Source organism: Martinezella miluonensis (assembly GCF_900094545.1).
Classification (GTDB): domain Bacteria; phylum Pseudomonadota; class Alphaproteobacteria; order Rhizobiales; family Rhizobiaceae; genus Rhizobium; species Rhizobium miluonense.
On the sequence record NZ_FMAH01000084.1, the window covers coordinates 1 to 10,362 of the forward strand.

10 protein-coding genes and 1 pseudogene are annotated in these 10,362 nt (G+C 54.4%); 7 read left to right on the forward strand and 4 right to left on the reverse strand.

Features of this window, described 5'->3' with window-relative positions; genetic code table 11:
- A partial coding sequence (locus tag GA0061102_RS33360) for a hypothetical protein (protein WP_208858741.1) occupies nt 1-291 on the forward strand: 291 nt, incomplete at its 5' end.
- Nucleotides 292-729: 438 nt separating this feature from the next.
- Here GA0061102_RS33360 and GA0061102_RS32010 read toward each other — a convergent pair.
- The gene (locus GA0061102_RS32010) at nt 730-1,224 is read right to left on the reverse strand and encodes a histidine kinase (protein WP_092856687.1); all 495 of its coding nucleotides are present in this window, start codon (nt 1,222-1,224) and stop codon (nt 730-732) included.
- Between the two features lie 278 nt (nt 1,225-1,502).
- Here GA0061102_RS32010 and GA0061102_RS32015 point away from each other — a divergent pair, with 278 nt between their 5' ends.
- Nucleotides 1,503-2,504 carry a hypothetical protein gene (locus tag GA0061102_RS32015; protein WP_092856690.1) on the forward strand — a complete coding sequence of 334 codons (1,002 nt, stop codon included), beginning with the start codon at nt 1,503-1,505 and terminating at the stop codon, nt 2,502-2,504.
- Nucleotides 2,505-2,590: 86 nt separating this feature from the next.
- On the opposite strand, the gene GA0061102_RS32020 is transcribed toward GA0061102_RS32015, so the two are convergent.
- Both GA0061102_RS32020 and GA0061102_RS34150 read right to left on the reverse strand, forming a co-directional pair.
- Complete coding sequence (locus tag GA0061102_RS32020; RefSeq protein ID WP_092856693.1) at nt 2,591-3,169, reverse strand: hypothetical protein; 579 nt, start codon at nt 3,167-3,169, stop codon at nt 2,591-2,593.
- Nucleotides 3,170-3,381: 212 nt separating this feature from the next.
- Nucleotides 3,382-3,945 carry a 3'-5' exonuclease gene (locus GA0061102_RS34150; protein ID WP_092856696.1) on the reverse strand — a complete coding sequence of 188 codons (564 nt, stop codon included), beginning with the start codon at nt 3,943-3,945 and terminating at the stop codon, nt 3,382-3,384.
- Nucleotides 3,946-4,314: 369 nt separating this feature from the next.
- On the opposite strand from GA0061102_RS34150, the gene GA0061102_RS32030 reads away from it, so the two are divergent.
- The 4 genes from GA0061102_RS32030 (at nt 4,315) to GA0061102_RS32045 (ending at nt 7,521) form a co-directional block, all read left to right on the forward strand.
- The gene (locus tag GA0061102_RS32030; protein WP_092856699.1) at nt 4,315-5,370 is read left to right on the forward strand and encodes a dipeptidase; all 1,056 of its coding nucleotides are present in this window, start codon (nt 4,315-4,317) and stop codon (nt 5,368-5,370) included.
- Nucleotides 5,371-5,518: 148 nt separating this feature from the next.
- Complete coding sequence (locus GA0061102_RS32035) at nt 5,519-6,046, forward strand: P-loop NTPase family protein (RefSeq protein ID WP_092856701.1); 528 nt, start codon at nt 5,519-5,521, stop codon at nt 6,044-6,046.
- A gap of 60 nt (nt 6,047-6,106) precedes the next feature.
- On the forward strand, nt 6,107-7,009 hold the full coding sequence (locus tag GA0061102_RS32040; protein ID WP_092856711.1) for an alanine--tRNA ligase-related protein: 903 nt from the start codon (nt 6,107-6,109) through the stop codon (nt 7,007-7,009).
- A 206-nt stretch (nt 7,010-7,215) separates the two neighbouring features.
- A complete protein-coding gene (locus GA0061102_RS32045) occupies nt 7,216-7,521 on the forward strand; it encodes a hypothetical protein (RefSeq protein WP_092856704.1) in 306 nt (101 codons plus the stop codon).
- A gap of 47 nt (nt 7,522-7,568) precedes the next feature.
- On the opposite strand, the gene GA0061102_RS32050 is transcribed toward GA0061102_RS32045, so the two are convergent.
- Entirely contained in the window at nt 7,569-8,915 is a 1,347-nt protein-coding gene (locus GA0061102_RS32050) for a metallophosphoesterase family protein (RefSeq protein WP_159432233.1), read from the reverse strand.
- A 615-nt stretch (nt 8,916-9,530) separates the two neighbouring features.
- Here GA0061102_RS32050 and GA0061102_RS32055 point away from each other — a divergent pair.
- Nucleotides 9,531-10,362: pseudogene (locus GA0061102_RS32055) on the forward strand (hypothetical protein); the annotation flags it as partial.

Sequence of the window (10,362 nt, forward strand, 5' to 3'; positions counted from 1 at the left end):
GCAAAGCCGATCACCCGCTACAGCGCTATGAAAAGCGCGCGGGCGCTCGGCTTTGCTATCTTCCGTCACCTACACCACGTGCCGGGACACAATCTGAAATTTCGTCGCTTTGGGCTCGCCAATTACATTCAGACTGATATCGCTTGGGGACTATTGCAATTGGCCGCAGGAGAAGCGGCAGAGGGATCCGATAGACTAGCCCGATTTTGCAAAGCCTTCGAAATCGATCCGAACAGTCCCATTCTTACAAAGGCCCGAGCAGAGGCCCTTGAAATTGGCAATGCCGCTTAGCTCCGGCTATGCTCGCACGGTCCGGGGGTGAGAGCACAGACCGTTAAATATCGGGCGGCTCTCATAAATGTTGGGGCCCTCGCCCTCGATCAAAGCCATCCGGCGACATTCCTCGCCCAACAGCACGCAATCGCGCGTTGTATCCATGACCTGATATCCAGTTCACATGAGATTTCTTTTCGTTGCCCTCGCTTTTTTCCGTTTCAGCATCACAGACGCTTGCGGAACAACCCCTAAACGTTGTCGTCTCCGTGTGCTCCACCCCAGCCGAACGGTGCGAAGCCCACATTCTTGATGCCATCGACAAGGCGCAAGCATTTCATAGGTCTGTCTCCGCCCGGCCGGGCAACTGCCAGGCGGAAAAAAGGCGCAAATCGGAACGGAATTCAACGGTCCCAGAGGGCAGCGGTGACAAGCTGACCGCTGCAACAGACGAAGTTACTTAACCGGCTTGATCGAGGCGACGATTGCCTTAACTTCAGCATCGTGCTTGTCTTCTGCCCCCTTATCTCCCCAGTACGTTACAACGAGAGCGTTGTCAGCGCTCACCTGTACGATGAGCAAACCGACGCTAATTGGACCGTCCTCATCCTTTCCATCCCACTCCAAAGTGCCCATCTGCAAGCCGTTGACCTCGGTAGTGGGTGTCTCCTTTTTTGTTGAGGGGTCGATCGTTACTTTGTTCTTTGCGAGAAAATCGATCGCATCGGTAACAACTTTGTCAATGGATTTGTTGTTGGCAACGTCGGCTGAAAGATAGACCGCAGAATCGTCCGAGGTTCCCTGGACACCGCTGTCGGTTTCCTCTGGCTTCCAGCTATCTGGAATGGTGATACTTGCGACGGGCTTGTCCCCGGGAAATTTGAAGGTCGCAGCGTGCGCCGCAAGAGGAGACGTGAATGCAAGCAAGGCCAATACGATAATCTTCTTCATAACAGAATCCTTAGAGCTTAACGCCGATATGCAGGGCGGCCATCAGACTTCTAAATATGACATCTTAAGATCGTGACCACTTGGCGAACAATGGAGCATATTAAAGGGAACAAACTCAGCTAAGATATACTATTATTACTGCCCACCCAGTTTTGTATATATCACTGGTTGTACACTGTATCTGTTGAGTCCCGAATATTATTCCTTCTTCAACTGCTGCGAGGACAGGATTCAAGCGTCATCATAGATATTCGACGGCTCGAACCAGGAAATAACCAATGAATAAAAATCGCCAGGTTCTGTCATCCGACACCCGCGCCCTTCTCAGGTCAGTAGATCAAGGAACCGAGCTGGAACCCAGGATTGGGACGATCCTTCAGCAATTCAAGACGATTCCGCCGGAGTCGATCGCAACTGTGTCTCTTCAAATCCGTCACGACGCTGCCCTTTATGCGGCTCTCCCCGGTCCTTTCTGGCTCAGCCCTCCTAAGCCGCACGCTGCCTTGAAACTCCTCAAGCAAATGCCTGGCTTGGAGTTCATTTACATCTTCCATGGCGACGGCTACATACGCGAGGCTTCGCTCAACAAGATCACAGGTGGCCTCCAATCTTCCTTTCTCGTCGCGGCGGTCATGTGGCGAATGAATGATTGGGTCGCACCGGTTCGCACGGCGGCATTCTTCTGTGCGCAGCGCGTGTTCCCGCTCACTCAACCCGCCATCATCGCTCGCGCTGCGTTGGATCTGCTTAAGCGGCAACATGGTTGGGAGAGATGGGGTGGGCCGGAACGGTCTATGATCGAGGAACTCTACGCGCGGCCAGACGTTACGGCTGAACTCGCCAGGCTTCTGATCCAGCAAACGACAGGCCCAACGCCGTCGACGCTTCGCCACGCACTGCGCACGCCCCTGCTTGATGCCCACCTGGAGGACATCTCCACCAAATCGGTGAATCCGGTGGTGCGGGCAATCGCGGTCGAGGCGCTCATCGACCGGACGGCAAAATGGCGATCCGGTTTTCGTTGGGACTGGATCGACAAACGCTATAATCTCAAGCGCTGGATCCCAACCTATAGCCACCGAGAGCTTGTTTGCTCGGTTTCACCAATGGAAGTCGCCGACACGGCAATCCTGGATCGGTCGCCGATCGTAAGGCGTGTCGTCCTGGAGTGTGTCGGCCGGAACTCACTGCCGCCAGATGCCGGGCGGCACTATGCCCGACAGGTTGAATTCGATCAGTCTGCGGCGGTCAGGGAAGCAGCGGCATTTATCCTACGCTGATTTTCGCGGTGAACGGCTGAGCCACATATCTGGTCCGCGACCGATAATAGGAACAACGGGACGGCGGTGTGCCTCATACCCGAAGCTTACGGAGCCGCGTTGTGAAAGCTGGTTGCATAGATGCCAAATCTGGTTCCGTGGCCTTCCACGATGAGCCGCGTTCCGGGTCTAAGCGTTCCTCGCAGATCATTGGAAACACCACAGAGTTGGTTGAAAAAGATCGGTAGGTCTCGAAGCGCCACGGGCAAGCTGCAGGCTTTCTCGCTGTGCCCTGCGGCGTCTTCGACGATAAACGAAAGCTCAACGTGGTGACCTGCAACGATCGAAAGAAGCACAGGAATGGTCATAACGCACGTTGTTCTTCCCAAAACGAATCCGAATAGGGGAGAAAACAAGATAGTAACGGTCTTTTTCAGGTCGCCTCCCGGGATTGTGTCAGAGCGAGAGAACATGAAGCCGCACAGGAATATTCCGGAGACGAGCCCCGCAGCTATTCCAAAACCATTGATCTTTGAAATCCACTCGGCAGAAGGCACAAACCCGTAGCCGTACACTTTGGTAGCGATGAAGAGCGGAACTGCCAGTAAGTACCAGAAGACGATCAGAAGCACGACGGCCGCAAGAAGCGGACGCTGTCGTCTAACCAAGCTCTGCTCATTCGTCATTGCTAATCATCTTGTATAGGTTTCCGCCGGTTATCCCACCTGCGAAAACAACTTACAAGGGCAGTCTACAACAACAAGGCGGCGTCCTCGTCCCCCGACGCCTTCTTCTTCACCCACAGATCACTCGTCCGCTCCATCGCCATTAGTTGAGGTGGATAGCAATCGGGTGGTGCTCCCGGGTAACGCCCCACTTGCGGCCACTACAGGCCACATTAGAGAAAGGACATTTGTGCAGGAGTGATTTCTCGGAGAGCAAGGAAGATCTTCATGCATAACCGCGCGTCGTCCTGGGCGTTATGCGTGTCGCCTGCGGGGATATCCGGAATCTTCAATGCCGAAGCGACACTACGGAGGCTATAGGAAGGTAGGCTTGGCAGAGCCTTTCGAGCCAGGATTAGTGTGTCGATTGTTTCCAGCGGTCTCCATCCGGGCAAGTGACGTTTTAAAATTCCAACGTCGACAGGCGCGTTATGAGCGACGATCCAGCGATTGGACACTGCGGCAAGAACCTCCGATGCGAGATCGCTAAAGAGCGGTTCAGCTCGAAGTCTCTTCGAAGTAAGACCGTGGACCCTCCAGGCATGATAAGAGATCTTTGCGACTGGCCTGAAGTACCAATGGTGTTCGGCTCTCTCTTGGCCCGCCAAATCGAACTCGAACGCGCCAAGCTCAAGGAGTTCAGGCTCACGCCCGCCACTCCCCTCTGTGTCAATCGCGAGATAACTACAATTTTCAGTCGTCACCCTGAAGCATCCGATGTCGGCCCGACCATACACTCGAACTTACGAGGTACGGTTTGTCATGCAATTGGAAGCTAATTCCGTGCTGGAGATCGGGGAGATGCGCCAATCCTGCTTTGATCGGTCCCGCTGAATCTGTGAGGAACTTTGTTGTAGATCTGTACGACGTAGTCTCGAACATCGTCCGTATCAGTTCAAAGCCGAAAACGGGCGACGGTATCAATCTGAGCGTCTCCTAGTGCCCAGTTTGCGCCTTTCGTCGGTATCTAACTGAGGCCGACGGCCTGAACAGAACATACGGTAGTAGCGCTTCCTGCACAACACCGAGGGTTGGCGAGCCACGCTTTCGTCAAACAGGATACAATCCGCGTAACCAGGCCGGATCCAGCAGGGAGATCAATTCGCATGGACAGCGTCAGCATATTCGATGGGCACAACGACGCAATCTTATCCATGGTCGAGTATGCGGCTCTAGGCCGAGACTTCCTGACTCGCTCGGAAAGCGGCCACCTTGATCTTCCTCGGGCGCGAGAAGGACAGATGGCCGGTGGGCTATTTGCAATCTCTGCCTATCCGGATCGCGAACCAGAAAATGATCTGACGATTACCAATAATGGATACCAGGTTCGTTACGCTGATGCGTTAGACCCTGAGCATGCCCGTCGGCAGATTGATGACCAGCTTTCTGCGATAAAATCCTTGATCGGCCGATCTGGCGGGCAAATGCGCCTCGCAACGAGTGTGGATGAGATTCGCTCTGCTCTGAACATGTCGGCCTTCGCTGTGGTGCTTCACATGGAGGGAGCCGAGGCTATCGACATCGACCTGAGCTTTCTTGAAACTCTCTACGATCAAGGGTTGCGATCATTGGGTATAGTTTGGAGCCGCCCCAATATTTTTGGTTACGGGGTGCCATTTGCATATCCAAGGTCACCTGACACTGGACCTGGGCTGACAGACGCAGGCAAGAGGCTCGTAGCGAGATGCAACGATCTCGGGATCATAATCGATGTCTCGCATTTGAACGAGCGCGGATTCTGGGACGTAGCTGCACTGAGCACTGCTCCACTCGTTGCTACGCATGCTTGCGCTCACGCCATCTGTCCATCGACCCGAAACCTGACGGACCGGCAGCTGGATGCCATCCGCGATACGGACGGCGTCATTGGGCTGAATTTGGCCGTCAATGACGTTCGTGCGGATGGCAATCTCGACGACGACACCCCGCTTAAAGTGGTTGTTCGCCATATTGAGTATCTGGTCGAGCGCGTGGGCATAAACAGAGTTGCCTTGGGATCGGATTTCGACGGTGCCGTCATGCCACGCGAAATCAAAGATGCGAGCGGGCTGCAACGTCTTATCGAAGCCATGCGCAGGGCGGGGTTTAATGAAGAAGATGTCAGGAAGTTCGCCCTCGACAATTGGCTTCGCATATTCCGGCTGACATGGAAGGATAGTTGACCCCTGGAATTAAGGTGCGACTGGACAGCTTCACATTTGCCATAAGGCTTTAACTGATGATAGTTTTCGGCGCACGCACATCGGATGCGCTTCTCAAATTTAAATCGTCCGCAGCGTTGGGAAGGCCCTCAATTAAGGTCGCTAGCTTATGTCGCGCATCATCATTCTTGGAAATGCCGGTGGCGGAAAATCGACTCTCGCCCGCAAGATTGCTCGCAGTCGTGGTCTGCCTCATTTCGAAATCGATAAGCTTTTATGGCTGGAGGGATGGATCCCTGCCCCGCTGGACACCTATGCTCGCAAACATGAGGAAGTCATATCTGGTCAAGCTTGGGTGATCGATGGGGTCGGACACTGGAATTCGATACCGGCCCGGGTGGACCGTGCCACGGAGATCATCCTTATCGACATGCCCCTGTGGATGCATTTTTGGCTTGCTGCCGAGAGGCAAATAAGTTGGGCTTCGGCCGATTTGGCACATCCGCCCGGTGGCCTTTTGGCGATGCCACCGACCCGCGACTTGTTTCGGACGATATGGGAAATCGATGAGGAATGGATGCCCGGCATCCGTGCCCTCTGCACGGACGCGGAAAGGGATGGCAAAACCCTTCATTGTATTCGCGGCGTGGATGCGCTTGAGGCCTTTTCAAACGACCTTGATAAACCCAAATGTTAGGCTTGCCGTGCTGGATCTCGGTCGCGAAGCGTGCGATTGCAGTTCGCATGCGATACAACTATATTGGCTGCGGGCACACACACAACAAAGGAGGTTGCCTATGTCATCGCGGGACGCCTGATCCAGCAATACCAAGACTTCTGCCTTTCCAAAGGCATCGACTTCACACGCATAGAATCCGTACGGCCGCACGATAATACCACGCTCTTCTGTAGCGCCGGGATGCAGCAGTACAAACCCCTCTTCTCCGATCCATCCTACATTGGAACCGTTGCGAACACTCAGGCCTGCCTGAGAATGGGCGATCTCGACGAAATCGGAGACGGGACGCACTTCCTCCACTTCACAATGCTCGGGCTTTTCTCGTTTCGAGAGATGACCGTCGGCGACGCCATAGATTTCTGGATCGAGTTTCTCGGAACACTCGGTCTGATACCTGACCATGTCACGATCCATCCGGACCGCCTGGAGGAGTGGACACCACTCTATCGAGGCCGCGTTGCCATCGTTCCAGATGACGAATGCACATGGAGCGACGGCAGCGTCAGCGGCTACTGCACCGAGTTTTACAAGGACGGGATCGAGATCGGAAATATCGTCAATCCGCTCGGCACCTGTATCGACGTTGGCTTCGGTTCCGAACGGCTCGACATGATCGTGAACGGAACGCCGCCGGATGACGCTTTGGCCACTTTATGCGACACAGTTATGAGGATCGTGGAAAGCGGCTATCGACCGGGGAACAAAGAGCAAGGCTACGTCTTGCGAAAACTCCTCCGCCGCATCCATGTGATCGGCGGGACACTGGACCACCCCTATTTCACGCAAGAAGTCGAACGTCAGCAGCGACTTCGTTCCAGGTACCGCCGCCTTCGCGATCGACATCCAGACATGAGCCCGGAATGGTGGTTCGATACCCACGGCATCGACGTCGCCGAGATGCGAGAACGCGAGGCCGAGTAACAAGGAACATTACCTCTGATGACGAAACAAGGAGGCAATGCTGATAAGAATGCGCCTGGCTATCCCGGCGCATTTTCCTGACTCCACGACCACGTGACGTCTGCGGCCCAATGGTGGCCAGACCGCACAGGATAATTCAGACTTGACTTAAATCGACCATCGACCAACTTTGACGCGAGAATTTCGGCCGCGATTCTAGGATTACTGTGAGCGCCACGACAGACTTCATTGCCAATCTTGTGCGAGCAGCAAATGCGGTCGAAAAGTTGTCCCCGAACGAGGTCAGTGATCTGCTGGATCGGTCGGTGGATGCGATCCAGCAGCTGCGGCAAGAACTCGGCATCGTCCCAGTTCCAGGCAAGGACGCCCTGATCTACATCCGCACCGTTGCGGCGGGAGCAGCGAGGGTGCCGCCCGAGGAGTGGCACCACGGCCTACTGCATGCCGCCGAGATGATCCGCGACCTCCACATTGTTCGCGATACAGGCACCGAGTTTCGAATTTGCTGGTAGTACTTTTCATTGAAAGCACCACCAGCAATTCTCTTCACTCAACGCTCCTAGTTTGCGATCATCTCATGCGATGCCAAATCGACGGTCACCTTGTCGAAACGGGATTGCGCGAGCGAGGTCTGGCCGACCAGATGGAAGCCGATGGCGACCTGGCTGCTATCCGCGCTGATGCGAAGATAGCCGTATCCTCGATCATTGTACTTTTCGAGAGAAAGGCCCTTCGCATCCACGACCGGATTGGCGTCGAGGTAGCTGACATCGATACCGAAGTGAGGTTCTTCGGCGACGTTACCAGCTTTCGCCTTGGCAATCGCATTGACATGATGTCCACCATCACCGCAGACGATAAACGGGACATCAAACGTCTTGTCACCGAACTCGACAGTCCGTGTATAGCGCTGATAGTTATGTGCGTGCCCGGACAAAAATGCATGCGGATAGACGCCAACCTTTTTGCAGATGGTGTCAATTTCCGCAAGCATCGCCAAGCTGCATCCATGCGATCCACCGGAGCCTTTGACGCTGCTCGGGGGCGCGTAACTGAATGGTGGATGATGCACGGCGATCAGTACCGCGCCCTTGTAGTCCTCATCTTTTATCTTTTGGAGCTGCCTCTCCAGGAATTCCAGCTGATAGTCTGGGACGCTCGGCCACTTTCCATCTTCGCTGGAGATAACGCCTGGATCTTCGAGCGCGTTGCTGAAGAGACAGAGTAGCCGGACAAAAGGAGCGTCCAGAGCGAAATAAACACCGGGCTGCGTCATCGCGGTTCTGTGCAACGACCCCGCTTCTGTCGTGATGACGAACGAGTCGGAGCAGAAATTGCGAGCAAAGACCTCCAGTGGGGTTTCACCGGCAGGAGTGTTGGGAAGAACGAATGAATCATGGTTCCCGGGAACGGCGAATATCGGCCCCGGATAATCTCGGAAAGGCGCGTAAAACTGATCGTAGTAGTATTTTGACTCGCCGAAACTATAGACCAAGTCACCAAGGTGCATGATAAACGATGGCCTATTGGCGCTCTGCGTAACGTTGCAATCTTCCGTTAGCTGATCGGCAACCGTCAATTCATCGGCGTATTGCTTCCCTTCAGTCGTAGCTCCTGAATCGCCAATCGAATGAAAAACGATACGACCGGCTTCCTTAATCTGCTGAACAACGTCTGATCCGCGCGGGCCGAGGGCTTCTTCCAGTGAGAAAAGCTCGTCGGGCTGGATGCGGGACTTATCGAAACCGACCACCTGCGTCTTGAGCAGTTTGTCAACTTCGTCGTAAATGGGTGTATCGGATGGGTGATCCACCAAAAAACCGGTGGGATCGTGACTAGCTTTTCCTTCCGAATAGATCGGCTCGTGGAATACAGGGCCCGGAAGTGCGGTCGTGGCATTAGACATTGTCTGCTCTCTCCCCTCGAACAATTGCAATGCAAAATGTGCGCACAGATTGAAATATTGTTGTGACGTCTTGAAGACACACCACCGAATGGAGAAGTATATGAGATACATATTCGCGCCGGAGTTGTTGCCGATTTGACCGTCGCGACCGCCAATTCCACCGGTTTCAGTTCAAGCCTGCAAGGACGCTGACATCTAAACGTTGCAACACCGTAGATAATCCGTCGGACAACGGTAGAGATTCGTCCTGAAACGCGAGGCACATATGTCGGCAAGACTGTTGCGATACCTAACCTTGATCGGCATGGCGGTATGCCTTTTTGTCGGAATATCCAACCTCCTCGCCGCCGAGAGGCCACGCATTTCGGATTTAATGATCATTGTCGGGAGCGGCATTGCAATCGTCGGCACAGGCTGGACGTTGCTTGGCCGCAAGTAGGCAACCGCACACTCGTGATTTCACCCGTGATTTCAATGGTTGAGGAGCCGAACTTCACGCCATCTTAAGTACGTGGCCTTACCAATTCCGTGGGCCGCATCGACTTTGATCTCAATCGTTGGCTTGAGTTCGCTGGGAAGTCGGCAGTACAAGCGCAACCTGGAGATCCCCCATACATGTTACGCGCCCACACGACCGGTACAGAGCGCCGTTATAGGGCCGTCGCAGCCGTGGAAACCGATGGCGAATGGCGGATGTTCCTGCCGTTTCCGAGGAAAAGCATTCAGCATACAGCCGTCGTCGGGTCCGATCGCTTGGTTTGTATCTCTGACCAGGCGGAAGTGTGCCTGATCGATATCGCCTCTCGCAGAGAAATTGCCAGATACAGCCTAGAGGCGGGCCGACCGTATGAGATTTTCGTGGCGTCAGATGCTGCGTTCATCATTGCACATAATCGAAGCCGTGTCGGTTTGCCCAGAAGCAGTAACGCGACCTGGTATTCCCATGACTTTGTCGTTTTCAGTGCCGCTGATCTTGGCGTGATCTTTCGAGGTAATTCGGTCCAGTTATCGGATCAAGGATTGTCCGGGCGGATCGAAACCAAGCGGGACGAAGCGGATCCCCTAGGCGATGTTGACAAAGTGGGTTCACAAATCAGCTTTGGTCTGATTCTCATGTCCGTTTTCAAGAGTTTGGGCATAGGTTTTTCGCGTCGCCTTTTTCAGCGTCGACGAGGGACAAATATGCTGCCTATTGCAGGACGCGGCGGCATTGAGACGACGGTTGATCAGACTCTGATGCGCGGGTTGAATACCGCAGGACCGTGGTTCGTCTCGGGCCTTCCTCTGTCTCACATGGCGCGTGTTGCCGTTTCAGGCTCGCAGAATCACAACGAGGGTTGCCCTGACCGGCCGCCACGCCCAACAATAAGCAGCGTGATGGAATTAAACCTTTCTCCTTTGTATTTGGCGCCCCTTCGTCAGGCTGCCTTTGTGGGGGGAATGGGAA

Coding starts and splice junctions, on each gene's coding strand:
- GA0061102_RS32010 (WP_092856687.1), bottom strand. CDS start 1,224: ATGAAGAAGATTATCGTATTGGCCTTGCTTGCATTCACGTCTCCTCTT.
- GA0061102_RS32015 (WP_092856690.1), top strand. CDS start 1,503: ATGAATAAAAATCGCCAGGTTCTGTCATCCGACACCCGCGCCCTTCTC.
- GA0061102_RS32020 (WP_092856693.1), bottom strand. CDS start 3,169: ATGACGAATGAGCAGAGCTTGGTTAGACGACAGCGTCCGCTTCTTGCG.
- GA0061102_RS32030 (WP_092856699.1), top strand. CDS start 4,315: ATGGACAGCGTCAGCATATTCGATGGGCACAACGACGCAATCTTATCC.
- GA0061102_RS32035 (WP_092856701.1), top strand. CDS start 5,519: ATGTCGCGCATCATCATTCTTGGAAATGCCGGTGGCGGAAAATCGACT.
- GA0061102_RS32050 (WP_159432233.1), bottom strand. CDS start 8,915: ATGTCTAATGCCACGACCGCACTTCCGGGCCCTGTATTCCACGAGCCG.